Annotated in this window: 24 protein-coding genes and 3 tRNA genes; all 27 read right to left on the bottom strand. The window is 66.9% G+C overall.

All coding sequences use genetic code 11. From position 1 onward, the window contains the following. Positions 1 to 8 precede the first annotated feature (8 nt). The 27 genes from rpsS to Adu01nite_RS25880 all read right to left on the bottom strand — a co-directional run bounded on the left by rpsS (position 9) and on the right by Adu01nite_RS25880 (position 23684). A complete protein-coding gene (rpsS, locus tag Adu01nite_RS26010; RefSeq protein ID WP_020513590.1) occupies positions 9 to 290 on the bottom strand; it encodes a 30S ribosomal protein S19 in 282 nt (93 codons plus the stop codon). Between the two features lie 15 nt (positions 291 to 305). Next, positions 306 to 1145, bottom strand: a complete 840-nt coding sequence (gene rplB, locus Adu01nite_RS26005; protein WP_203730175.1) for a 50S ribosomal protein L2 — start codon at positions 1143 to 1145, stop codon at positions 306 to 308. Positions 1146 to 1159: 14 nt separating this feature from the next. Beyond that, entirely contained in the window at positions 1160 to 1462 is a 303-nt protein-coding gene (rplW, locus tag Adu01nite_RS26000; protein WP_203730174.1) for a 50S ribosomal protein L23, read from the bottom strand. Continuing rightward, complete coding sequence (rplD, locus tag Adu01nite_RS25995; protein ID WP_203730173.1) at positions 1459 to 2109, bottom strand: 50S ribosomal protein L4; 651 nt, start codon at positions 2107 to 2109, stop codon at positions 1459 to 1461. Before rplD ends, rplW begins: the two co-directional genes overlap by 4 nt. Continuing rightward, positions 2106 to 2756 carry a 50S ribosomal protein L3 gene (rplC, locus tag Adu01nite_RS25990; protein ID WP_203730171.1) on the bottom strand — a complete coding sequence of 217 codons (651 nt, stop codon included), beginning with the start codon at positions 2754 to 2756 and terminating at the stop codon, positions 2106 to 2108. Before rplC ends, rplD begins: the two co-directional genes overlap by 4 nt. Positions 2757 to 2768: 12 nt before the next feature. Next, the gene (gene rpsJ, locus Adu01nite_RS25985) at positions 2769 to 3077 is read right to left on the bottom strand and encodes a 30S ribosomal protein S10 (RefSeq protein WP_007073037.1); all 309 of its coding nucleotides are present in this window, start codon (positions 3075 to 3077) and stop codon (positions 2769 to 2771) included. 303 nt (positions 3078 to 3380) lie between these two features. After that, positions 3381 to 4574 carry an elongation factor Tu gene (gene tuf / locus Adu01nite_RS25980; protein ID WP_203730170.1) on the bottom strand — a complete coding sequence of 398 codons (1194 nt, stop codon included), beginning with the start codon at positions 4572 to 4574 and terminating at the stop codon, positions 3381 to 3383. Positions 4575 to 4707: 133 nt separating this feature from the next. Continuing rightward, positions 4708 to 6804 (bottom strand): elongation factor G, encoded by a 2097-nt coding sequence (fusA, locus tag Adu01nite_RS25975; protein ID WP_203730169.1) that lies wholly within the window; start codon positions 6802 to 6804, stop codon positions 4708 to 4710. Positions 6805 to 6891: 87 nt separating this feature from the next. Further along, positions 6892 to 7362, bottom strand: a complete 471-nt coding sequence (gene rpsG, locus Adu01nite_RS25970) for a 30S ribosomal protein S7 (RefSeq protein WP_127499794.1) — start codon at positions 7360 to 7362, stop codon at positions 6892 to 6894. A gap of 1 nt (position 7363) precedes the next feature. Continuing rightward, positions 7364 to 7738, bottom strand: a complete 375-nt coding sequence (gene rpsL, locus Adu01nite_RS25965) for a 30S ribosomal protein S12 (protein ID WP_014440718.1) — start codon at positions 7736 to 7738, stop codon at positions 7364 to 7366. 430 nt (positions 7739 to 8168) lie between these two features. Then, complete coding sequence (locus Adu01nite_RS25960; protein WP_203730168.1) at positions 8169 to 8633, bottom strand: hypothetical protein; 465 nt, start codon at positions 8631 to 8633, stop codon at positions 8169 to 8171. A gap of 43 nt (positions 8634 to 8676) precedes the next feature. Continuing rightward, the gene (locus Adu01nite_RS25955) at positions 8677 to 8991 is read right to left on the bottom strand and encodes a hypothetical protein (RefSeq protein ID WP_203730304.1); all 315 of its coding nucleotides are present in this window, start codon (positions 8989 to 8991) and stop codon (positions 8677 to 8679) included. Positions 8992 to 9098: 107 nt separating this feature from the next. Further along, positions 9099 to 12989, bottom strand: a complete 3891-nt coding sequence (locus Adu01nite_RS25950) for a DNA-directed RNA polymerase subunit beta' (protein ID WP_203730167.1) — start codon at positions 12987 to 12989, stop codon at positions 9099 to 9101. Between the two features lie 84 nt (positions 12990 to 13073). After that, a complete protein-coding gene (gene rpoB / locus Adu01nite_RS25945; RefSeq protein WP_203730166.1) occupies positions 13074 to 16514 on the bottom strand; it encodes a DNA-directed RNA polymerase subunit beta in 3441 nt (1146 codons plus the stop codon). 616 nt (positions 16515 to 17130) lie between these two features. Continuing rightward, on the bottom strand, positions 17131 to 17514 hold the full coding sequence (gene rplL, locus Adu01nite_RS25940; protein WP_203730165.1) for a 50S ribosomal protein L7/L12: 384 nt from the start codon (positions 17512 to 17514) through the stop codon (positions 17131 to 17133). Between the two features lie 54 nt (positions 17515 to 17568). Further along, positions 17569 to 18117, bottom strand: coding sequence for a 50S ribosomal protein L10 (gene rplJ, locus Adu01nite_RS25935; RefSeq protein WP_203730163.1), 549 nt, complete (start codon positions 18115 to 18117; stop codon positions 17569 to 17571). A gap of 383 nt (positions 18118 to 18500) precedes the next feature. Further along, positions 18501 to 19184: a hypothetical protein gene (locus Adu01nite_RS25930; RefSeq protein WP_203730161.1), complete on the bottom strand. Its 684-nt coding sequence runs from the start codon at positions 19182 to 19184 to the stop codon at positions 18501 to 18503. Beyond that, complete coding sequence (locus Adu01nite_RS25925) at positions 19181 to 19993, bottom strand: ATP-binding cassette domain-containing protein (RefSeq protein WP_203730159.1); 813 nt, start codon at positions 19991 to 19993, stop codon at positions 19181 to 19183. Before Adu01nite_RS25925 ends, Adu01nite_RS25930 begins: the two co-directional genes overlap by 4 nt. A 68-nt stretch (positions 19994 to 20061) precedes the next feature. Next, entirely contained in the window at positions 20062 to 20772 is a 711-nt protein-coding gene (gene rplA, locus Adu01nite_RS25920; RefSeq protein ID WP_203730157.1) for a 50S ribosomal protein L1, read from the bottom strand. A gap of 65 nt (positions 20773 to 20837) precedes the next feature. Beyond that, the gene (gene nusG / locus Adu01nite_RS25915) at positions 20838 to 21563 is read right to left on the bottom strand and encodes a transcription termination/antitermination protein NusG (RefSeq protein WP_203730155.1); all 726 of its coding nucleotides are present in this window, start codon (positions 21561 to 21563) and stop codon (positions 20838 to 20840) included. Positions 21564 to 21611: 48 nt separating this feature from the next. Then, complete coding sequence (gene secE, locus Adu01nite_RS25910; protein ID WP_203730154.1) at positions 21612 to 21995, bottom strand: preprotein translocase subunit SecE; 384 nt, start codon at positions 21993 to 21995, stop codon at positions 21612 to 21614. A 105-nt stretch (positions 21996 to 22100) separates the two neighbouring features. Then, positions 22101 to 22173, bottom strand: a tRNA-Trp gene (locus tag Adu01nite_RS25905). A 111-nt stretch (positions 22174 to 22284) separates the two neighbouring features. Beyond that, the gene (locus tag Adu01nite_RS25900) at positions 22285 to 22674 is read right to left on the bottom strand and encodes a MaoC family dehydratase (protein ID WP_203730153.1); all 390 of its coding nucleotides are present in this window, start codon (positions 22672 to 22674) and stop codon (positions 22285 to 22287) included. Between the two features lie 2 nt (positions 22675 to 22676). After that, on the bottom strand, positions 22677 to 23126 hold the full coding sequence (locus Adu01nite_RS25895) for a MaoC family dehydratase N-terminal domain-containing protein (RefSeq protein WP_203730152.1): 450 nt from the start codon (positions 23124 to 23126) through the stop codon (positions 22677 to 22679). 76 nt (positions 23127 to 23202) lie between these two features. Further along, a complete protein-coding gene (gene rpmG / locus Adu01nite_RS25890) occupies positions 23203 to 23370 on the bottom strand; it encodes a 50S ribosomal protein L33 (RefSeq protein WP_203730151.1) in 168 nt (55 codons plus the stop codon). A 106-nt stretch (positions 23371 to 23476) separates the two neighbouring features. Then, a tRNA-Met gene (locus Adu01nite_RS25885) sits at positions 23477 to 23549 on the bottom strand. A gap of 62 nt (positions 23550 to 23611) precedes the next feature. Next, positions 23612 to 23684 (bottom strand) — tRNA-Thr (locus Adu01nite_RS25880). Positions 23685 to 23688: the final 4 nt, after the last annotated feature.

Raw genomic sequence — 23688 nt, 5'->3', positions numbered from 1 at the left:
TGGACTGACTAGCGACGACGGCTCTTGCGGTCGTCCTTCTCGTGACCCTTGAACGTGCGGGTCAGAGCGAACTCCCCGAGCTTGTGACCGACCATGGCCTCGGTGATGAACACCGGGACGTGCTTGCGCCCGTCGTGCACGGCGATCGTGTGCCCGAGCATGTCGGGAATGATCGTCGAGCGCCGCGACCAGGTCTTGATGACGTTCTTCGAGTTCTTCTCGTTCTGGACTTCCACCTTCTTGAGCAGGTGGTCGTCGACGAACGGGCCCTTCTTCAGGCTGCGAGGCATCTTTCTCTACTCCCGTTATCCGCGCTTGCGGGTGGCGTAGCGGCGGCGAACGATCATGCGGTCGCTCTCCTGGCCCTTACGACGGGTACGACCCTCGGGCTTACCACCCGGGTTGACCGGGTGGCGACCACCGGAGGTCTTACCCTCACCACCACCATGCGGGTGGTCGACAGGGTTCATGGCGACACCGCGGACGGTCGGGCGCTTGCCCTTCCAGCGCATGCGGCCGGCCTTGCCCCAGTTGATGTTCGACTGCTCGGCATTGCCGACCTCGCCGACCGTCGCGCGGCAGCGGATGTCGACCCGGCGGATCTCACCGGAAGGCATACGCAGCGTGGCGTACGCGCCCTCACGGCCGAGGAGCTGGATACCGACACCGGCCGAACGACCCAGCTTGGCGCCACCGCCGGGACGAAGCTCCACACCGTGCAGCTGCGTACCGACCGGGATGTTGCGCAGGGGAAGGTTGTTCCCCGGCTTGATGTCCGCGCCCGGGCCGGACTCCACGGCGTCGCCCTGCTTCAGGTCCTTCGGCGCGAGGATGTAGCGCTTCTCGCCGTCGGCGTAGTGCAGCAGTGCGATGCGGGAGGTGCGGTTCGGGTCGTACTCGATGTGCGCGACCTTGGCCGGCACGCCGTCCTTGTCGACCCGCTTGAAGTCGATCAGCCGGTACTGCCGCTTGTGACCGCCGCCCTGGTGCCGGGTGGTGATCCGGCCGTGAACGTTGCGGCCACCCTTCTTGGGCAGCGGAACCAGCAGAGACTTCTCCGGCGTCGACCGGGTGATCTCGGCGAAGTCGGCGACGCTCGAGCCGCGACGGCCCGGCGTGGTCGGCTTGTACTTACGGATAGCCATTGTTTTACAACCCCTTAGCTGACCGGGCCGCCGAAGGCCTCGATACGGTCACCGTCAGCCAGCTTGACCATCGCGCGCTTGGTCGCCTTGCGCTGACCGAAGCCCGTCCGGGTGCGCTTGCGCTTGCCCTCGCGGTTCGCGGTGTTCACCGTCAGCACGCGCACGTTGAAGATCTGCTGGATCGCGATCTTGATCTGCGTCTTGTTCGCGTCCGGGTCGACGAGGAACGTGTACCAGTTCTGGTCGAGAACGCTGTAGCTCTTCTCGGAGACGACGGGCGCGATGATTACGTCGCGCGGGTCGGCGATGGTGCTCACTTGTCCCCCTCCTCGGAGGCCTCGGCCGGCACGCCCAGGAACTCATCGAGAGCGTCCTTGGTGAAGACCACCTCGTCGGCGACCAGTACGTCGTACGTGTTCAGCTGACCCGCTTCGATCAGGTGCACGGTCGTCTCGTTGCGCAGCGACAGCCAGTTCAGCTCGTCGGTGCTGCTCAGAACGACCAGAACCTTGGTCGACTCGGTCGCCTTGCGCAGGGTGGCGATCGCGGCCTTGGTCGACGGCTTGTCGCCGGAGACGAACGCCTCGATCACGTGCACCCGGCCGTCGCGGGCCCGGTCGGAGAGGGCGCCACGCAGAGCGGCGGCCTTCATCTTCTTGGGAGTCCGCTGGCTGTAGTCGCGCGGCACGGGACCGTGCACGACGCCACCGCCGGTGAACTGCGGCGCGCGGATCGAGCCCTGGCGGGCACGACCGGTGCCCTTCTGCTTGTAGGGCTTCTTGCCGCCACCGGCGACCTCACCGCGGGTCTTGGCCTTAGCCGTACCCTGCCGAGCCGCGGCCAGCTGCGCCACGACGACCTGGTGCATCAGCGGAATGTTCGCCTGCACGTCGAAAATGTCGTCGGGAAGCACGACCGAGCCGGACTTCGTGCCCTCGGCGTTGATCACGTCAACCGAACTCACTTGGCACCGCCCTTCTTCGCCGCGCTGCGGACCAAGACCAGCGCACCCTTGGGACCGGGCACTGCGCCCCGGACCAGCAGGATGTTGTTCTCGGTGTCCACCGCCTGCACGGTCAGGTTCTGCACGGTGAAGCGCTTGCCACCCATCCGGCCGGCCATCCGCACGCCCTTGAAGACGCGACCCGGGGTCGCGCAGGCGCCGATGGAACCGGGCGAACGGTGCTTGCGCTCGACACCGTGGCTGCTCTTGAGGCCGTGGAAGCCGTGTCGCTTCATGACACCGGCGTAGCCCTTGCCCTTGGTCTTACCGGTGACGTCGATGGGCGAACCCACCGCGAACGCCTCGACGGTTACCTCTTGGCCGAGCTCGTACTCGCCGGCATCGATGGTGCGCAGCTCCACGAGGTGGCGCCGCGGCGACACACCCGCCTTGGCGTAGTGGCCGCCCTCGGGCTTGTTGACCTTGCGCGGGTCGATAGCGCCGTAAGCGAGCTGGACGGCCGAGTAGCCGTCCTTGTCATCGGTGCGGACCTGGGTCACGACGCACGGGCCGGCCTGCACCACGGTCACCGGAACAACCTTGTTGTTGTCCCAGACCTGGGTCATGCCGAGCTTGGCGCCCAGGATCCCCTTAACTTGCCTGTCCATTAGTCGTGATCCCTACAGCTTGATCTCGATGTCGACGCCAGCCGGCAGGTCGAGACGCATGAGCGAGTCGACCGTCTTCGGAGTCGGGTCGATGATGTCGATCAGACGCTTGTGCGTGCGCATCTCGAAGTGCTCGCGCGAGTCCTTGTACTTGTGCGGCGAACGGATCACGCAGAAACGGTTGATCTCCGTGGGCAGCGGCACCGGGCCCGCAACCTGAGCACCGGTCCGCGTCACCGTCTCGACGATCTTCCGCGCCGAGGAGTCGACGACCTCGTGGTCATAGGCCTTGAGCCGGATGCGGATCTTCTGTCCCGCCATGGTGGCTTCTGTTTCCTTCTCTCGATGCCGCTACGTGCGAGAGCGGTGGCTCTCGCATGCCCGCAGGACCGTCGATCCTGCGTTGTCCGACCCCCGCGGTCGGGCGTGTCGCGCCTGCTGTCGCTATGCAGCCTTTATCAAGCAACTCGATCACGGGGATCTGGAGTGCCGGACGGGCCAAAAACACGCCCGGACACCCGGCGAGGGTGGCTGGCAACTCTAGGTCGCCAACCACCCCGCGCGGACGCAACCTGACTAGTATGCCGGATTGACTCCAGCAATGCTAATCGGGGTACTCCTAGGTCAGACGTTGATCTTCGTGACCGTGCCGGCGCCGACGGTGCGGCCACCCTCACGGATCGCGAACTTCAGGCCCTGCTCCATGGCGATCGGCTGGATCAGCTTGACCGACATGCTGGTGGAGTCGCCCGGCATGACCATCTCGGTGCCCTCGGGCAGCGTGACGACGCCGGTGACGTCCGTGGTGCGGAAGTAGAACTGCGGGCGGTAGTTCTGGAAGAACGGGGTGTGCCGGCCGCCCTCTTCCTTCGAGAGGATGTAGACCTGGCCCTCGAACTCCGTGTGCGGAGTCGAAGAACCCGGCTTCACGACGACCATGCCGCGCTCGACGTCCTCGCGCTTGATACCACGCAGCAGGAGGCCGACGTTCTCGCCCGCGCGGGCCTCGTCGAGCAGCTTGCGGAACATCTCGATGCCGGTGCAGACGGTCTTCGTCGACTTCTCGCGGATGCCGACGATCTCGACCTCCTCGTTCGGCTTGAGGATGCCACGCTCGGCGCGACCGGTGACGACCGTTCCACGACCGGTGATCGTGAAGACGTCCTCGATCGGCATGAGGAACGGCTTGTCGGTGTCGCGCTCGGGCTGCGGGATCGCGGTGTCGACCGCGTTCATCAGCTCGAGGAGCTTGCCGGTCCACTCCTTGTCGCCCTCAAGCGCCTTGAGCGCCGAGACGCGCACGACCGGAAGGTCGTCGCCCGGGAACTCGTAGGTGCTGAGCAGCTCGCGGACCTCGAGCTCGACGAGCTCGAGGAGCTCCTCGTCGTCGACCATGTCCGACTTGTTCAGCGCCACGACGATGTACGGAACGCCGACCTGGCGGGCCAGGAGCACGTGCTCCTTGGTCTGCGGCATCGGGCCGTCGGTCGCGGCAACCACCAGGATCGCGCCGTCCATCTGCGCGGCACCGGTGATCATGTTCTTGATGTAGTCAGCGTGGCCGGGGCAGTCCACGTGCGCGTAGTGCCGCGCCGCGGTCTGGTACTCGACGTGTGCGATCGAGATCGTGATACCACGGGCCTTCTCTTCAGGCGCCTTGTCGATCTCGTCGAACGGGGTGTACGGGTTCAGGTCCGGGAACTCGTCGTGCAGGACCTTCGTGATGGCCGCAGTCAGCGTCGTCTTACCGTGGTCGATGTGACCAATGGTGCCGATGTTGACGTGCGGCTTAGTCCGCTCGAACTTCGCCTTCGCCACTGGTGTCCTCCTGTGGACTGATCATTGCTTTGCCCGGCACGCCCGGTTAGAGCGACTGGGACTCTGTCGACTGCTCGCGCGCGTGCGGTCCTCGACGGACCGCACGCGCCTCAACGCTTACGGCTTTGGGAGCTCAGGCGCCCGTTGCCTTGGCGATGATCTCCTTCGCGACGTTCTGCGGAACCTCGGCGTAGGAGTCGAACTGCATGCTGTAGCTTGCCCGGCCGGCAGTCTTCGACCGGAGGTCGCCGACGTAGCCGAACATCTCCGACAGCGGCACGAGAGCCTTGACGACGCGGGCGCCGGAGCGCTCCTCCATCGACTGGATCAGGCCGCGGCGGGAGTTGAGGTCGCCGATCACGTCACCCATGTTGTCCTCCGGGGTGGTGACCTCGACGGACATCATCGGCTCCAGCAGCGCGGGGTCGGCCTTGCGAGCGACCTCCTTCATCGCCATGGAACCGGCGATCTTGAAGGCCATCTCGGAGGAGTCGACCTCGTGGTACTGACCGTCGACCAGCGTGAACTTCACGCCGACCAGCGGGTAGCCGGCGAGGACGCCGTACTGCAGGGAGTCCTGCGCGCCCGCGTCCACCGAGGGGATGAACTCCTTGGGGATGCGACCACCGGTGACGGCGTTCACGAACTCGTAGGTCGGGCCGTCCGCCTCGAGCGACAACGGCTCGACGTTGACGACGACCTTCGCGTACTGACCCGAACCACCGGTCTGCTTCTTGTGGACGTACGTGTGCTTCTCGACCTTGCCCCGGATGGTCTCGCGGTACGCCACCTGCGGCTTGCCGATGTTGGCCTCGACGTTGAACTCGCGGCGCATGCGGTCCACCAGGATGTCCAGGTGGAGCTCGCCCATGCCGGCGATGATCGTCTGGCCGGTCTCCTCGTCGTTGAAGACGCGGAAGGTCGGGTCCTCTTCGGCCAGGCGCTGGATCGCGGTGCCCAGCTTCTCCTGGTCCGACTTGGTCTTCGGCTCGATGGCGACCTGGATGACCGGCTCCGGGAACGTCATCGACTCCAGGATGACCGGGTTGGCCGGGTCGCTGAGCGTGTCACCGGTGGTGGTCTGCTTGAGACCCTGGACGGCGATGATGTCGCCGGCCTGCGCCGTTGGACGCTCCTCACGCTTGTTCGCGTGCATCTGGTAGATCTTGCCGATCCGCTCCTTGCGGTCCTTGGTGGAGTTGACCACCTGAGAACCGGACTCGAGCGTGCCGGAGTAGACCCGGACGTAGGTCAGCTTGCCGAGGTGCTTGTCCGTCTGGATCTTGAACGCCAGGCCGGAGAACGGCTCGCTGCTCGACGGCTTGCGCAGGACCAGCGTCTCGCCGTCCGGCAGCGTGCCCTCGATGGCCGGGACGTCCAGCGGCGACGGCAGGAAGTCGACCACGGCGTCGAGCATGGGCTGAACGCCCTTGTTCTTGAACGCCGAGCCGCACAGCACCGGGTTGGCCTTGCTGGCGATCGTGGAACGCCGGATGGCGGCCTTGATCTCCTCCTGGGAGACCTCTTCGCCCTCCAGGTACTTCTCCATCACGGCGTCGTCGACGTCGGCCAGGGTCTCGATCAGCTTCTCGCGCCACTCGGTCGCGGAGTCCAGCAGGTCGGCCGGGATCTCCTCGATCGCGTAGTCGTCGCCCTTCTGGGTCTCGCCACGCCAGGTGAGCGCGCGCATGCCGATCAGGTCCACGACACCGATGTGGTCGCCCTCGAGCCCGATCGGGATCTGGAGGACCAGCGGGGTGGCGTTGAGCCGGTCGATCATCATCTGCACGCAGCGGAAGAAGTCCGCGCCGGTCCGGTCGAGCTTGTTGACGAAGCACATCCGGGGGACGTGGTACTTGTCCGCCTGCCGCCACACGTTCTCGGTCTGCGGCTCGACGCCGGCAACGCCGTCGTAAACCGCGACCGCACCGTCCAGCACACGCAACGACCGCTCCACCTCGACCGTGAAGTCGACGTGGCCGGGCGTGTCGATGATCTGGATCGTGTGGCCCTTCCACTCGCACTTGGTGGCGGCGGAAGTGATCGTGATACCGCGCTCCTGCTCCTGCTCCATCCAGTCCATGACGGCAGCGCCCTCGTGGACCTCACCGATCTTGTACGTGATGCCGGTGTAGAACAGGATTCGCTCAGTAGTCGTGGTCTTACCGGCATCGATGTGCGCCATGATGCCGATGTTGCGTACGTTGGCGAGCGCGTCTGCGGCGGCCACTTCAATCCCTACTTTTCTTCGTCGTCGTCTCGTGGATCGGTACGACTTGCCGTTCGGCCCGGCAGACGCCGGGCCGGCAGCAGGGTCTTACCAGCGGTAGTGCGCGAAGGCCTTGTTGGACTCCGCCATCTTGTGGGTGTCCTCACGCCGCTTGACGGCCGCACCGAGGCCATTGCTGGCGTCGAGCAGCTCGTTCTGGAGACGCTCGATCATGGTCTTCTCGCGGCGGGCCTTGGAGTACTGGACCAGCCAGCGCAGACCGAGGGTGGTCTGCCGCGGGGTGCGGACCTCGACCGGAACCTGGTAGGTCGCGCCACCGACGCGGCGGCTGCGGACCTCGAGGGTCGGCTTCACGTTGTCCATGGCGCGCTTGAGCGTCACCACGGGGTCAGTGCCGCTCTTCTCCCGAGCGCCCTCGAGCGCGCCGTACACGATGCGCTCGGCCAGCTGACGCTTGCCACCGATCAGGATCTTGTTGATCAGCTGAGTGACCAGCGGGGAGTTGTAAACCGGGTCGGCGACCACAGGGTGGCGCGGAGCGGGGCCCTTACGCGGCATGTCAGCTCTTCTCCTTCTTCGCGCCATAACGGCTGCGGGCCTGCTTGCGGTTGCGGACACCCTGGGTGTCCAGCGAACCGCGGACGATCTTGTAGCGCACGCCCGGGAGGTCCTTAACACGACCGCCACGCACGAGCACGATCGAGTGCTCCTGCAGGTTGTGGCCGACGCCCGGGATGTACGCCGTCACCTCGATCTGGCTGCTGAGCTTCACACGAGCGACCTTGCGCAGCGCAGAGTTCGGCTTCTTGGGGGTGGTGGTGTACACGCGCGTGCACACGCCGCGCCGCTGGGGGCTTCCCTTAAGCGCCGGCGTCTTGGTCTTACTCGTCTTCGCCTGGCGGCCCTTTCGGACCAGCTGCTGGATCGTGGGCACCGGGTTTCTCCGCTCCCTTCGGCCGCTTCCGAACGGCCGCACCGTTTGTTTGCTGTGTGCGAAGCCTTCCCACGTCAGTGGGAGTGGCTCCGACACCCGCGGTCGGGCGTGTCGTCCGGCTCACGGTCCCGCCACGCGTGGGTTCACGCGCATCGGGTCTTGTCTGTGTCACCATGCCGATCTGGTCGGCGTGGTGAGCTCGGCGTGCTGTTACCCCGTCCTGTGTTTACGACTCGGGCGCACGCACGAGTTGCCCGGGCAAGCCCGGGCACGAGGGGAAAGAGTACCTACCACAAGCACCCAGGTCAAAATCGACCCCCATTTACCAAGGTCGGCTCTGCGGGCCCTCGCGACGGATATCTCCGAGGCAAGTGTACCGGGTGCCCGGAGACGGCAACGCCGCGGTGCCGGGATCCGGCTCGCGGCGTCGTCACACCCCAGCGGAAGACAACTGCAACACCACTGCCAACGCCAGGGAGACCAGGGCAATTCCCGCCCCGACCGCACCGCAGGAGATCCCCGCGACGGCCACGCCTCCCCCGGTGAAGCGCACCTGACCGGTGCGGCCGGACCGGCGGATCTGCCGGCGCGCGACCAGCCCGACCGTGATCGCGCCCCCGCCGCCGAGCACCGCCGGCAGAGTGAAGGCACCGGCCACCAGAGCACCCCAGCCGGGGCCGGAGCCGGTCAGTCCGAAGCAGAGGACCAGACCCGAGACCAGGATGGCGCCGATGCCGGCGATCAGCGAACCGATCGCCAGGCCCGACGTGATCGGCACGACCTTGAGCTGGACCAGACCGAACTCGGTGCCGGGAACCTGGTCGACCCGGTCCGGCTGCCAGCGGCCGGACGGCGGGGGCGGCGGGACCGGCGGCGCATAGGGCGGCTGGGTCATGGAACGAGCATGTCACCCGGACGAGGCGGGCCGCAGCCCGGGTTCAGTCCGTACCCGGCGCGAAGTCCGGCCCGGACGGTGTGGACGCCAGGTGCAGCAGGCCGGCGATGCTGGCCACCACGAGGGCGGTGATCGCCAGCACGATGCCGGCCCAGGCCAGCCGCCGGCCACGACGGATCCACACCGAGCCGGTGAGGTAGCCCTTGGCCGTGAAGGCCTCTCGCGCCGCCTGACGCGCCAGCAGCAGGGCGATGGTGGCCGGGATGACCCCGCCGACGAACGCGCCGGTCAGGAAGCCCACCAGCCCCAGGGCGAAGACGGCGCGCGCCTTCGTCGAAGGCGCCGGGTCCGGGTCCATCGGGTGGCGGGTGGGCGCGGCCACGGGAGAAGTCACCACACCATAGTAAGAAGGCCGAAGGGCGGCCGCGCAGTGCGCGGCCGCCCTTCGACTTCAGTAGGACATCGTCAGCGGTAGGAACCGAAGTCGAAGTCGTCCAGCGGCACAGCCTGCCCGCTGGCCGGCCCGAAGCCGTAGTCGGTCTCCGGGTACCCGGTCATCGAGTACACCTTGGCCTTGGCCTCCTCGGTCGGCTCGACCCGGATGTTCCGGTACTTCGCAATACCGGTACCGGCCGGGATGAGCTTGCCGATGATGACGTTCTCCTTGAGGCCCACCAGCGAGTCGCTGCGCGAGTTGATCGCAGCGTCGGTGAGCACCCGGGTGGTCTCCTGGAAGGAGGCCGCCGAGAGCCAGGAGTCGGTCGCCAGCGAGGCCTTGGTGATACCCATCAGCACCGGACGACCGGCGGCGGGCTCGCCACCCTCGCCCACGAGCCGGCGGTTCTCCGACTCGAAGAGCGCCCGGTCGACCAGGATGCCCGGCAGGAACTCCGCGGCACCCGAGTCGATGACCGTCACCCGCTTCAGCATCTGGCGGATGATGATCTCGATGTGCTTGTCGTGGATGAGCACACCCTGCGAGCGGTAGACCTGCTGGACCTCGGCGGTCAGGTGGACCTGAACCGCGCGCGGACCCATGATGCGCAGGAGCTCGTGCGGGTCGATGGTGCCCTCGGTCAGCTTCTCGCCGACGCCGACGTGGTCGCCGTCGTGGGCGCGGAGCTTGACGCGCTTGGAGATCTTGTCGTAGACGATCTCCTCGCTGCCGTCGTCCGGCACCACGATGATCTTCCGCGAACGCTCGCCGTCCTCGATCCGGATGCGTCCCGGGGTGTCGGCGATGGGCGCCTTGCCCTTGGGCACACGGGCCTCGAAGATTTCCTGCACACGCGGCAGACCCTGGGTGATGTCCTCACCCGCGACACCACCGGTGTGGAAGGTACGCATGGTCAGCTGGGTACCCGGCTCACCGATGGACTGGGCCGCGATGATGCCGACCGCCTCACCGATGTCCACGCCCTTGCCGGTCGGCAGCGAACGGCCGTAGCAGGCCGCGCACACGCCGAGCTTCGACTCGCAGGTCAGCACCGAACGCACCCGGACATTCTCGACGCCGGCCGCGACCAGCTGGTCGACCATGATCGAGTTGAGGTCCGAGCCACGTGCGACGACCAGGTTGCCGTTGGCGTCCTTGATGTCGTCGGCCAGCGTCCGGGCGTGGACGCCGGTCTCCGCGTGCGTGTGCACGACCAGAGTGCCGTCCGCCTCGCGCTCGCCGACCGCCATCGGGATGGCGCGGTCGGTGCCGCAGTCCTCCTCGCGGATGATGACGTCCTGCGAGACGTCCACCAGACGCCGGGTCAGGTAACCCGAGTCGGCGGTACGCAGCGCGGTGTCGGCCAGACCCTTACGGGCACCGTGCGTGGAGATGAAGTACTCCAGGACGGTCAGACCCTCGCGGTACGACGAGGTGATCGGCCGCGGGATGATCTCACCCTTGGGGTTGGCCACCAGACCACGGATCGCGGCGATCTGCCGGAGCTGCAGCAGGTTACCGCGGGCACCCGAGTTGATCATGACCCAGAGCGGGTTCTCCTGCGGGAGAGCCGTCGACATCTCGGCCGCGATCTCGTTGGTCGCCTTGGTCCAGATCTCGATGAGCTCGCCGCGGCGCTCCTCGGCGGTCATCAGACCACGCTGGTACTGCTTGTCGATGGTGTCGGCCTCGGCCTGGTAGCGGGCCAGAATCTCCGGCTTGCGCGGGGGGCCGATGACGTCGCCCATACCGATCGTCACACCGGACCAGGTGGCCCAGTGGAAGCCGGCCTCCTTGAGCGCGTCCAGGGTCGCCGCCAGGGCGACCTTGGGGAAGCGCTCGGCGAGGTCGTTGACGATCGCCGACAGCTGACCCTTGCGGATCTCGTAGTTCACGAAGCGGTAGCCCGGCGGGAGGGTCTCGTTGAAGAGGACCCGGCCCAGCGTGGTCTCGACGAGAAGGTTCTCGCCCTCGGTCCACTCCTCCGGAGCTTCCCACTTCGGGCCCTTGATGCCGTTGTCGACACCGATGACCTCGCGAAGACGGATCTTGACGGCCGCCTGCAGGTGCAGCTCGCCGTTGTCGAACGCCATCCGCGCCTCGGCGTCCGAGGAGAAGACCCGGCCCTCACCCTTGGCACCGATGGTCTGGTGCGTCAGGTAGTAGAGACCGATGATCATGTCCTGGGTAGGCATGGTCACCGGCTTGCCGTCGGCCGGCTTGAGGATGTTGTTCGACGAGAGCATCAGGATCCGGGCCTCGGCCTGCGCCTCGGCCGACAGCGGCACGTGCACCGCCATCTGGTCACCGTCGAAGTCGGCGTTGAACGCCGTGCAGACGAGCGGGTGGATCTGGATCGCCTTGCCCTCGACCAGCTGCGGCTCGAAGGCCTGGATGCCCAGGCGGTGCAGGGTCGGCGCGCGGTTCAGCAGCACCGGGTGCTCGCTGATGACCTCTTCGAGGACGTCCCACACGACCGGCCGCTGACGCTCGACCATCCGCTTGGCCGACTTGATGTTCTGCGCGTGGTTCAGGTCGACCAGACGCTTCATCACGAACGGCTTGAACAGCTCCAGCGCCATCTGCTTCGGCAGGCCGCACTGGTGCAGCTTGAGCCGGGGGCCGACGACGATGACGGAACGACCGGAGTAGTCGACCCGCTTGCCCAGCAGGTTCTGACGGAACCGGCCCTGCTTGCCCTTGAGCATGTCGGACAGCGACTTCAGCGGGCGGTTACCCGGGCCGGTGACCGGCCGGCCGCGGCGGCCGTTGTCGAACAGTGCGTCGACGGCCTCCTGCAGCATCCGCTTCTCGTTGTTCACGATGATCTCGGGCGCGCCCAGGTCGATCAGTCGCTTGAGCCGGTTGTTCCGGTTGATGACCCGGCGGTACAGGTCGTTCAGGTCGGAAGTCGCGAAGCGGCCACCGTCGAGCTGCACCATCGGGCGCAGGTCCGGCGGGATGACCGGGACGCAGTCGAGGACCATGCCCAGCGGCGAGTTACGCGTGTTCAGGAACGCGGCGACAACCTTGAGGCGCTTGAGCGCACGGATCTTCCGCTGGCCCTTACCGCTGCGGATGATCTCCCGCAGGTTCTCGGCCTCAGCGTCCAGGTCCATGTTCTCGAGCAGCGCCTTGATCGCCTCGGCACCCATGCCACCGGTGAAGTACTCACCGAAGCGGTCCCGGAGCTCGCGGTAGAGCAGCTCGTCGGTGACCAGCTGCTTGGAGTCGAGCTTGCGGAAGGTGTCGAGCACCTCGTCGAGGCGGTCGATCTCGCGCTGCGCCTTGTCCCGGATCTGGCGCATCTCGCGCTCGCCAGCTTCCTTGACCTTGCGGCGCACGTCCGCCTTGGCACCCTCGGCCTCGAGCTCGGCCAGGTCCTGCTCCAGCTTGCCGGCCCGCTTCTCGATCTCCGAGTCACGGCTGTTCTCCGACTGGCGCTTCTCGGCGAAGATCTCGTTCTCGATCGTGCTCATGTCACGGTGACGCGACTCGGTGTCAACGCTCGTGATCACGTACGAGGCGAAGTAAATGATCTTCTCGAGGTCCTTGGGGGCCAGGTCGAGCAGGTAGCCCAGCCGGCTCGGCACACCCTTGAAGTACCAGATGTGCGTCACCGACGCGGCCAGCTCGATGTGGCCCATCCGCTCACGGCGGACCTTGGACCGGGTCACCTCGACGCCGCAGCGCTCACAGATGATGCCCTTGAAGCGGACGCGCTTGTACTTGCCGCAGTAGCACTCCCAGTCGCGCTGAGGGCCGAAGATCTTCTCGCAGAAGAGTCCGTCCTTCTCAGGCTTGAGCGTGCGGTAGTTGATCGTCTCGGGCTTCTTGACCTCGCCATGCGACCACTGCCGGATGTCGTCGGCGGTCGCCAGGCCGATACGCAACTCGTCGAAGAAGTTGACGTCGAGCACTTGGACTATCCCTCGTGTTTCGTTGCTCGGAATGAATTCAAGGCCGGCGGCGGCGCCCCCTCAGTGACGAGGGGGCGCCATCCGTCAGATCTCCTCGACGCTGCTGACGCCCTCGTTCGGGCGTCGGGACAGGTCGATACCCAGTTCCTCCGCGGCCCGGAAGACCTCGTCGTCCGTCTCGCGCATCTCCAGGGCCACACCGTCGCTGGACAGCACCTCGACGTTCAGGCACAGCGACTGCAGTTCCTTGAGAAGCACCTTGAAGGACTCCGGGATACCCGGCTCCGGAATGTTTTCGCCCTTGACGATGGCCTCGTAGACCTTCACGCGGCCGAGCACGTCGTCGGACTTGATGGTGAGCAGCTCCTGCAGCGCGTAAGCCGCACCGTAGGCCTGCATGGCCCAGCACTCCATCTCGCCGAACCGCTGGCCACCGAACTGGGCCTTACCGCCCAGCGGCTGCTGCGTGATCATCGAGTACGGGCCGGTCGACCGTGCGTGGATCTTGTCGTCGACCAGGTGGTTCAGCTTCAGGATGTAGACGTAGCCGACCGAGATCGGGTCCGGCAGCGGCTCACCGGAGCGGCCGTCGAACAGCTGCGCCTTGCCATCGCCGTTGACCAGCCGCTTACCGTCGCGGTTGAGCAGCGTCGACTCGAGGAGACCCTTGATCTCCTCTTCCTGCGCGCCGTCGAAGACCGGGGTCGCGACGTTCGAGTCCGCGATCGACTCGTGCGCCTCGATCGCCCGCAGCTGACGCTTCCACTCGGTGTCCTCGCCCTCCACCGACCAACCGGTCTTGGCGATCCACCCGAGGTGGGTCTCCAGAACCTGGCCGATGTTCATACGCGAGGGCACACCCAGCGGGTTCAGCACGATGTCGACCGGGGTGCCATCCTCCAGGAACGGCATGTCCTCGACCGGCAGGATCTTCGAGATGACGCCCTTGTTGCCGTGCCGGCCGGCGAGCTTGTCGCCGTCCTGGATCTTCCGCTTCTGCGCGACGTACACGCGGACCAGCTCGTTCACGCCCGGGGGAAGCTCGTCGCCGTCCTCGCGGGAGAAGGTGCGAACGCCGATGACCGTGCCGGTCTCGCCGTGCGGAACCTTCAGCGAGGTATCCCGGACCTCGCGCGCCTTCTCACCGAAGATCGCGCGGAGCAGCCGCTCCTCGGGGGTCAGCTCGGTCTCGCCCTTGGGCGTGACCTTGCCGACCAGGATGTCGCCGGGGACGACCTCGGCACCGATCCGGATGATGCCCCGCTCGTCCAGGTCGGCGAGCATTTCCTCGCTGACGTTGGGGATGTCGCGGGTGATCTCCTCCGGGCCGAGCTTGGTGTCCCGAGCGTCGACCTCGTGCTCCTCGATGTGGATCGAGGTGAGCACGTCCTGCTGCACGAGGCGCTGCGACAGGATGATCGCGTCCTCGTAGTTGTGGCCTTCCCAGCACATGAACGCGACGAGGAGGTTGCGGCCCAGGGCCATCTCACCCTCGTCGGTGCACGGACCGTCGGCGACGACCTGGCCGGCCTCGACCCGGTCACCCTCGAACACGACCGGCTTCTGGTTGACGCAGGAGCCGGCGTTCGAGCGACGGAACTTGTGCAGCAGGTACGTACGGCGGTGACCGTCGTCCTGGTGCACCGTCACGTAGTCGGCACACAGGTCCTCGACCACGCCGCCGACCTCGGCGACAACCACGTCACCGGCGTCGACCGCGGCACGGTACTCCATGCCGGTGCCGACCAGCGGCGCCTCGGCCTTGACCAGCGGCACGGCCTGACGCTGCATGTTCGCGCCCATGAGCGCGCGGTTCGCGTCGTCGTGCTCGAGGAACGGGATCATCGCGGTGGCGACCGAGGTCATCTGCCGCGGCGACACGTCCATGTAGTCGACCTGTGCACCAGGCACGTAGTCGACCTCACCGCCCTTACGGCGGACCAGGACGCGATCCTCGGCGAACGTGCCGTCACTGCTCAGCACGGCGTTCGCCTGCGCCTTGATGTACCTGTCCTCCTCATCGGCGGTCAGGTAGTGGACCTCGTCGGTGACGGTGCCGTCCTCGACCTTGCGGTACGGCGTCTCGATGAAGCCGAACGGGTTGACCCGCGCGAACGTCGAGAGCGCACCGATCAGACCGATGTTCGGACCCTCGGGCGTCTCGATCGGGCACATCCGGCCGTAGTGGCTGGGGTGCACGTCGCGAACCTCGAAGCCGGCCCGCTCACGGGACAGACCACCGGGGCCGAGCGCGCTCAGCCGGCGCCGGTGGGTCAGGCCCGCCAGCGGATTGGTCTGGTCCATGAACTGCGACAGCTGGGAGGTACCGAAGAACTCCTTGATCGCCGCCACGACCGGGCGGATGTTGATCAGGGTCTGCGGCGTGATCGCCTCGACGTCCTGAGTCGTCATGCGCTCACGGACAACGCGCTCCATCCGGGACAGGCCCACGCGGACCTGGTTCTGGATGAGCTCGCCGACGGTGCGCAGGCGACGGTTACCGAAGTGGTCGATGTCGTCGGGCTCGTAGCCTTCCTCACCGGCGTGCAGCCGGCACAGGTAGTCCACGGTCTTGACGATGTCTTCCTCGGTCAGCGTGCCCCGGACGATCGGGACGTCGATCTCGAGCTTCTTGTTGAACTTGTAACGGCCGACCTTGGCGACGTCGTACCTCTTCGGGTTGAAGAAGAGGTTGTCGAGCAGGGTCTGCGCGTTCTCCCGGGTCGGGGGCTCGCCAGGGCGGAGCTTGCGGTAGATGTCGAGCAGGGCCTCATCCTGGCCGGCGATGTGGTCCTTCTCGAGGGTGGTCATGAGCAGCTCGGACCAGCCGAACCGCTCGCGGATCTGGTCCGCCGACCAACCGATCGCCTTCAGCAGGACGGTGACAGCCTGCCGGCGCTTGCGGTCGATCCGGACACCGACGGTGTCGCGCTTGTCGATGTCGAACTCCAGCCAGGCACCCCGGCTCGGGATGACCTTGACGCTGGACAGGTCACGGTCGGAGGTCTTGTCCGGCTCCTTCGTGAAGTACACGCCCGGCGAGCGGACGAGCTGGCTCACGACGACCCGCTCGGTGCCGTTGATGACGAACGTCCCCTTGGGGGTCATCATCGGGAAGTCGCCCATGAACACGGTCTGGCTCTTGATCTCGCCAGTCGTGTTGTTGGTGAACTCCGCGGTCACGAACAGCGGCGCGCAGTAAGTCAGGTCCTTCTCTTTGCACTCCTCGATCGAGGCCTTCACCTCGTCGAAGCGCGGAGACGAGAAGGACAGTGACATAGTGCCGGAGAAGTCCTCAATGGGACTGATCTCTTCGAGGATCTCTGCGAGGCCCGAGTGGGCGTTCGGGTCGTCCGTCGACCGGGCCTGCCAAGCCTCGTTGCCAACCAGCCAGTCGAAGGACTCGGTCTGGAGGGCAAGAAGGTTGGGGACCTCAAGTTGCTCGGTGATCCTGCCGAAAGAGACACGGCGGGGTGCGTAAGCGCTCGACGTACGGCTGGTCTTCGCAGGGCGGGAAGCTGCCAAGATGCGTCCTTCCGAGGACCGGTGCTGCTGATGCGGCTGCAGCTGCGGTATGCAACTGTTTGCGTTGCCCTCGTTTGTAGGCACTCCAACGAGCCCCCAGGAATTCATCCGGATGGATGTCCAGGCAGGGCTCAAGGCAGAAGGCAGCGCAAACTAGCAGTGTAGCCGCTCGGCTAACCGCTGTCCAGCCCACACCTGAGGGTGCCTGCGGAACGTGTCCCCGCGGCCTCTGACCTGCGCCTCACTGGTCAATGCCTCGTGCGGGGCCGCTCGGAACGCGGCTTGTCTCCCTCGGGTGCCACCTGCGAGCGACCCGTGGAACACCGGGTTACCCGAAGGCGGCTGTCGCAAGCGCGGATGACTTGCTGATGTCAGCGTGCCTGTCAGCGGACACTCAGTCAAGGGCTGCGCCGCGGGTCGGACACGAGCCGCCGGGTGGCGGGCACGTCTTAGCGACCATACTCCATGGATTGCCCGATTAAACCGGCTTTGCCGGTCGGCAGGACGACAGCCCCACACAAGGCCGTCACCTGCGACAATGCGTAACAAAATACAGATAGCGAGGACCCGAGCACGGGTCCTCGCCATCCGCAAGATGGTGCAGTGGAGCGTTAGATCACTTGAGGGTGACCTTGGCGCCCTCGCCCTCGAGCTTGGCCTTGGCGGCCTCGGCCTTCTCCTTGTTGACACCCTCGAGGATCGCCTTGGGGGCGGACTCGACGGCGTCCTTGGCCTCCTTGAGGCCCAGGCCGGTCAGCTCACGCACGACCTTGATGACCTGGATCTTCTTGCCGCCGTCGCCCTCGAGGACGACGTCGAAGGAGTCCTGCTCGACGGCAGCCTCGGCGGCCGGGCCGGCCGCGGCCGGGCCGGCAACCGCGACGGGCGCGGCAGCCTTGACGTCGAAGACGTCCTCGAACGTCTTCACGAACTCGGACAGCTCGATGAGCGTCATTTCCTTGAACGCGTCGAGCAGCTCGTCGGTGCTGAGCTTCGCCATGTTTGGCAACCTTTCTTAGCTTCTGAATTAAAAACTGCGTGGTTCGCGAGGCCGTCAGGCGGCCTCGGCGGAACCGTCCTTCTCGCGCTCGGCACGCAGGGCGTCCACCAGGCGCACAGCCTGGGAAAGCGGAGCCTGGAACGTCGCCGCGGCCTTGCTCAGGTTGCCCTTCATGGCGCCGGCCAGCTTGGCCAGCAACACCTCACGGGACTCGAGGTCGGCGAGCTTGTTGACCTCGTCAGCGGTGAGGGGCTTGCCCTCGAAGACGCCGCCCTTGATGATCAGGACGGGGTGGGCCTTGGCGAAAGCCCGAAGGCTCTTGGCCGCCTCGACCGGGTCGCCGCTGATGAAGGCGAGCGCGGTAGGACCGGTGAACAGCGCGTCGAGACCTTCGATGCCCGCGTCGGTAGCTGCCCGCTTGGCCAGCGTGTTCTTCGAAACGGAGTACTTGGTCTCCTGGCCGAGCGAGCGCCGCAGCTCGGTGATCTGCTTCACCGTGAGGCCGCGGTACTCGGTCAACACGGTGGCCGCCGAGTTACGGAAGTTGTCCGTCAGCTCGGAGACGGCATTGGCCTTGTCGGCCCGGACCGGCTTGTCCGCCATGTCCCTCCTCTCTCAGTGCTCAAAGCCACTGGTCTGGGGAGAAGGAACCGAGAATGAGAAACGCCCCGGCGCAGGGCGCACGGGGCGGAAGCAGGCTCAGAGAAAACATGAACCAGATTCACGAACCGTTCTCCCCTGCGCGGGCCGCCCGCTCTCTGCGGGACCTTCGACCGCGACCTCCGTCTTGCGAACGGTGGTTGCGGCGACCAGCGGTCTATGGGTGGAACTTCGATTCAGAAGAGTACGCGGTCTCACCGCCACCGCCAAATCGGGCCGCTCCCGCCTCACGCGCGAAAAGCAGCCCCTCCCGTGCGGAGGGCCGAGCGGCCGGGGGTCCCGACCGCGGGGCGCTCAGCCGGCCGCGGTTTCCGGTGGCCTCGGTTTCAGGCTCGGGAACGGCGGAACCAGCCGTAGGCGGCGTAAGCGGCGGCGCACCAAGCCGCTGCCCAGCCGGTGAGCACGGCCAGGGTCGCGGCCGATGGCGGGAACCTGGGGTCGTTCAGGGCTCGGGCCGTGGCCATCACCGGCGGGACCAGCCAGGGGGCCCAGGATGTCGTCAGGCCCAGGACCACCACCAGGACCGCGGACACCACCAGCACCGTCACGCCCAGGCGCACGCTTCCGGTTACCGCTCGGCTGGCCAGGGCGCCCAGTGCCACCGCCGGCGGGACCGCCAACAGGTGGGCCAGCACGCCGAGGGCGATGCCGGTGGCCAGGCTCTGTTCGGTGTCGATGCCGTGGAACAGCCAGGGGGCGACCATCGCGGCGGCGCAGACCACCAGGGACAGCAGGATCGCGGTGAGCACGCCCGCGGTTGCCTCCCGGGCCGGGCCGACGGCCAGGCGGGCCAGGCGGCGCTGCACGTCCGGTTCGGTGTCGAGCAGCAGCTTCGTCAGCCAGGCCAGGACCGGGAAGAGGGCGGCGGCCGAGTAGCCGTAGGCGACCGCGGCCGGGGACGCTCCCCCGCCGTAGATCACGCCCAGCACGACCAGCACGGCGATCAGCGGGGCCAGGGCCCGGCCGCCGCGGACGAAGCCGGCCACTCGCATGGCCACCAGGGCGGTCATCGGGACTCCCGGTCGACGGGAGCTTCCTGGGCGCGGTCTGGTTCGGCGAGGAAGGCTCCACCGCGTACATCTGCATCTGGAACTTGATCTTGGATGCGCAGCACTCGGTGACCGGCGGCACGCAGCTGGGCCACCGCCTGGGTCGCCTCGGATCTTCGCATCGCCACCTCGACGATCACCTCCGCCTCGGCCGAAGCGTTCGGCGACTCGGCGGCGTGCACGCCGTGCTCGGAGACCGTCCAGTGGATCGCGTCCGGGAGGGCGGTGATCTCGCCGCGATGGTCGCTGACCAGGACCATGCCGCCGGCCGCGGTCACCTCGGTGACGATGTCGGGGATCAGCGTGCGGGCGACCGCGTCGAGGCCCTCCCATGGCTCGTCCAGGACGAGCAGGCCGGGTCGGACGAGCAGCGCCTGAGCGAGGCCGACCTTCTGCGCGGTGCCCTTGGAGAGGTCGGCGAGGCGGGTTTCGGTGTGCTCGGTGAGCAGGAGGCGCTCGATCCAGCGGTCGACGGCGTGCGGGTCGGTGATGCCGCGGATCGTCGCCATCCGGCGCAGGTAGTCGCCGGCGGTGAAGGGCTGGTCGGCGGGGAATCGCTCGGGGACCCAGCCGATCACGGCGGGACGGTCGCCGAGCAGGCCGCGGCTGGGGCGCAGGACGCCCGCGGCCAGCTGGAGGAGGGTGGATTTGCCGGCGCCGTTGCGACCCAGGACCACTACCGTCGCGCCCGGGTCGACCGTCGCGTCCACTTCGCGCAGCGTCCAGTCGGAGCGTCTTGAATACCGGAACCAGACATCCTGGAAGCGCACGGCGGCAAGCCTGCCACAAAAAAGGCCCCCGGGATGTCCCGGGGGCCTTCCGTAGAACTACTGGCTGATCAGGCCTCGGCCTGCTTGATGCCCTTCACGACCTTCGGGTCGACCGGCACGCCGGGGCCCATCGTGGTGGTGAAGGTGACCTTCCGCAGGTAGGTGCCCTTGGCGGCCGACGGCTTGGCCCGCAGGACCTCGTCGAGCACGGCCGAGTAGTTGTCGGCCAGCTGCTCCTCGGAGAACGAGGCCTTGCCGATGATCAGGTGCAGGTTCGAGTGCTTGTCCACCCGGAACGTGATCTTGCCGCCCTTGATCTCGTTGATCGCCTTGGTCACGTCCATGGTGACCGTGCCGGTCTTCGGGTTCGGCATGAGGCCACGCGGGCCGAGGATACGAGCGATCCGACCGATCTTGGCCATCTGGTCGGGGGTCGCGATCGCGGCGTCGAAGTCGAGCCAGCCGCCCTGGATGCGGGCCACGAGCTCGTCGGTGCCGACCTCGTCGGCGCCGGCCGCCACGGCCTCTTCGGCCTTGGCGCCCTGGGCGAAGACGATCACGCGGGCCGTCTTGCCGGTGCCGTGCGGCAGGTTGACCGTGCCGCGGACCATCTGGTCCGCCTTACGCGGGTCGACACCCAGCCGCATCGCGACCTCGACGGTCGAGTCGAACTTGGTGGAGCTGGATTCCTTGGTGAGCTTGATCGCGTCGGCCGGCTCGTAGAGCTTGGTGACGTCGATCTTCTCGGCTGCGGCGCGGTACGCCTTGCTGCGCTTCATTTCTGATTACTCCTGTGGTTGTTGGCGGGGCCCCCGATGTCGGAGCCCCTCCCACTGACGTGCTGTCAGATCTTGGTGACCTGGTTGAAGTTGAGCTCCACCGGCGTCTCGCGACCGAAGATGGAGACCAGAACCTTCAACTTCTGCTGGTCGGCATTGATTTCACTGATCGAGGCCGGCAGCGACGCGAACGCGCCGTCGGTGACCGTGACCGAGTCGCCCACCTCGAAGTCGAGGACCTTGATCTCGGGCTTGGCCTTCTTCTCCTCGGTCTCGACCGCCGGTGCCAGCCACTTCAGCACCTCGTCGAGGGAGAGCGGGGCCGGCCGGTCGACCCGGTCGGTGGCGCCCACGAAGCCGGTCACGCCGGGCGTGTTGCGCACACACGAGTAGGACTCGGGGGTCAGATCCATCCGGACCAGGATGTAGCCCGGGAAGACCTTGTTGTTGACCTGCTGGCGCTTGCCGTTCTTGACCTCGACCTCTTCGCGGGTCGGCACCTCGACCTGGAAGATGAACTCCTCCATGTCGAGGCTCGTGATCCGGGTCTCGAGGTTGGTCTTGACCTTGTTCTCGTAACCGGCGTACGAGTGCACCACGTACCAGTCGCCGGGCGCGTAGCGCAGCTTCTGCCGCAGCTCCTGCACCGGGTCGAAATCTTCGTCGTCCTCGGCGGCCGGCACCTCGGCCGGTTCGGCGGGGGCGGCCTCGACCGACTCGTCGGCGTCCACCGTGGCGACCGACGACTGCTCGTCGGTGGCCGGCGTGGTCTCGTCGTCGTACTCAGGCACGCTCGCTCACTTCCACATAAGTCTTCGAAAGAACTCCGGCGGGCCTGCTCAGCCGCCGAACGCCCAGAGGATGCCCTTGCCGAACCCGTAGTCCAGGACAGCCACGATGGCGGTCATGATCGTCACGAACGCGATCACGATCGTCGTGTAGGTCAGCAACTCCTTGCGGGTCGGCCAAATGACCTTACGCAGCTCGCTGACGACCTCACGGAAGAAACCACCGATGCGACCGAAGAACCCGGATCGCCGGGCGGCCTTCTTCGCCTTCGGCGCCTCGGCGTCCTTGGTCCGCTCGCGGACGGCAGTGCCGCCACGGCCTACCGGCTCGCCGTCGGCGTCCTCGTCGTCGGCCACGTCCTCGGCGACGGCATCGTCAAACACCTCGTCGTCGGCCGGGTCGCCGGCGTCACCGGGTCGGTTCCTCTCGGCCATGCCGCCCTACTTCCGTGATCGGTGGTGGTGGACCCCCGTCGGCGCTCGATCCGGCGCGGGGGTCGTGCGGACCGCGCACCGGGCGGGCACGTCAGGAGAGTTGCGCAGGGGTGACAGGACTTGAACCTGCAGCCTGCGGTTTTGGAGACCGCTGCTCTGCCAATTGAGCTACACCCCTGTGCGAGGCGGCTTTCCCTGCACTCCACCTGCTGTGCGCAGACGAGTTCAGGGGGTCACAGCCCCACGGCGGACCAGTGTACGGGTTCACACCGGGTTAGCCCAACCCGCCCTACCGCTTCCGTACAACCGCCTGCGCGAGGGACAGAACTTTCTCGCCCTGACAGGTCGCGGTCAGCGCCAATTTGGTGTTGCCGTCCTCGGTCTCGCCCTTGACCGTGGCGGTCACGACGACCTCGGTGCCCTCGTCGGTGTCGGGCACCGGAACCGGCCGGGCGAAGCGCACGCCGAACTCGACGACCGCGTCCGGAGCGCCGGCCCAGGCGGTCACCGCCCGGCCCACCAGAGCCATCGTGAACATGCCGTGGGCGATCACGCCGGGCAGGCCGACACCGGTCGCGAAACGCTCGCTCCAGTGGATCGGGTTGAAGTCACCGGAGGCACCGGCGTAGCGGACCAGATCGGCCCGGGTGACCCGGAAGGTCTGCGACTCGAACGACACGTTCACTCCTCCCCGCGCTGCACGAGCTTGGCCCACACGGTGACGACCGGCTCGCCGGCCTCGGTCGTGACGTCGCTGCGCGTGGTCATGAAGTCGTGGCCGCCGCGGGTGGTGATCTCCTCGACGGTGTTGACGCAGACCAGCGCATCGCCGGCCACGATCGGGCGGGCGTAGGCGAACTTCTGGTCGCCGTGCACCACTCGGCTGTAGTCGATGCCGAGCTCCGGGTCCTCGACGATCTGCGCGTGGCTGGACGCCATCGTGATGATGATCGGGAAGGTGGGCGGGGCGACGACGTCCTGGTAGCCGATCGCGCGGGCCGCTTCGGGGTCGACATACTCCCGGTCGGTGGCGCCGATGGCGCGGGCGAACTCGCGGATCTTCTCGCGCCCGACGAGGTAGGGCTCGGTGGGCGGGTACGTCCGTCCGACGAAGGATTGGTCCAAGGGCATGCCCACAAACTACTCTGCGCCGCCCGGCGGCCCTTCGAGGAAGGGCCCGGACGGCGCAGGGTGAAGCTGGTGCGAGTTAGCGCGTCTCGCGGTGCACGGTGTGCCGGCCATCCCGAGGGCAGAACTTCTTCAGCTCGACGCGGTCGGGGTCGTTACGCCGGTTCTTCCGGGTGATGTAGTTCCGCTCCTTGCACTCCGTACACGCCAGGGTGATCTTCGGACGGACGTCGGTCGCCTTGGCCACGGCAAGGTGCCTTCCTGCTCACTGTGATTACTTTACGACCTGACAGCGTAGACGCTGATGGGGCCGATCTGCAAAGTGGGACCCCAGGGAAGGGTCCCGTCGCAAGTAGCGGTGGCCGGACTTGAACCGGCGACACAGCGATTATGAGCCGCTTGCTCTGCCATCTGAGCTACACCGCCGAGCCAGGCTCGGCGCAAACCGGAGCTTTGCCAGCGCCGGCGGCGGGGAACGAACCCGGTAGAGCCCCCTTACGGAATCGAACCGTAGACCTTCTCCTTACCATGGAGACGCTCTGCCGACTGAGCTAAGGGGGCTTGC

It is taken from the genome of Paractinoplanes durhamensis (genome assembly GCF_016862175.1).
In the GTDB taxonomy this organism is placed as follows: domain Bacteria; phylum Actinomycetota; class Actinomycetes; order Mycobacteriales; family Micromonosporaceae; genus Actinoplanes; species Actinoplanes durhamensis.
Note: the sequence above shows the minus strand (reverse complement) of the source record. Positions and strands in the feature narration are given on the sequence as shown.

Coding starts and splice junctions, on each gene's coding strand:
- rpsS (WP_020513590.1), bottom strand. CDS start 290: ATGCCTCGCAGCCTGAAGAAGGGCCCGTTCGTCGACGACCACCTGCTC.
- rplB (WP_203730175.1), bottom strand. CDS start 1,145: ATGGCTATCCGTAAGTACAAGCCGACCACGCCGGGCCGTCGCGGCTCG.
- rplC (WP_203730171.1), bottom strand. CDS start 2,756: ATGGACAGGCAAGTTAAGGGGATCCTGGGCGCCAAGCTCGGCATGACC.
- rpsJ (WP_007073037.1), bottom strand. CDS start 3,077: ATGGCGGGACAGAAGATCCGCATCCGGCTCAAGGCCTATGACCACGAG.
- rpsG (WP_127499794.1), bottom strand. CDS start 7,362: ATGCCGCGTAAGGGCCCCGCTCCGCGCCACCCTGTGGTCGCCGACCCG.
- Adu01nite_RS25960 (WP_203730168.1), bottom strand. CDS start 8,633: ATGACCCAGCCGCCCTATGCGCCGCCGGTCCCGCCGCCCCCGCCGTCC.
- Adu01nite_RS25955 (WP_203730304.1), bottom strand. CDS start 8,991: ATGGACCCGGACCCGGCGCCTTCGACGAAGGCGCGCGCCGTCTTCGCC.
- rplL (WP_203730165.1), bottom strand. CDS start 17,514: ATGGCGAAGCTCAGCACCGACGAGCTGCTCGACGCGTTCAAGGAAATG.
- rplJ (WP_203730163.1), bottom strand. CDS start 18,117: ATGGCGGACAAGCCGGTCCGGGCCGACAAGGCCAATGCCGTCTCCGAG.
- Adu01nite_RS25930 (WP_203730161.1), bottom strand. CDS start 19,184: ATGACCGCCCTGGTGGCCATGCGAGTGGCCGGCTTCGTCCGCGGCGGC.
- rplA (WP_203730157.1), bottom strand. CDS start 20,772: ATGAAGCGCAGCAAGGCGTACCGCGCCGCAGCCGAGAAGATCGACGTC.
- secE (WP_203730154.1), bottom strand. CDS start 21,995: ATGGCCGAGAGGAACCGACCCGGTGACGCCGGCGACCCGGCCGACGAC.
- Adu01nite_RS25895 (WP_203730152.1), bottom strand. CDS start 23,126: ATGCCCTTGGACCAATCCTTCGTCGGACGGACGTACCCGCCCACCGAG.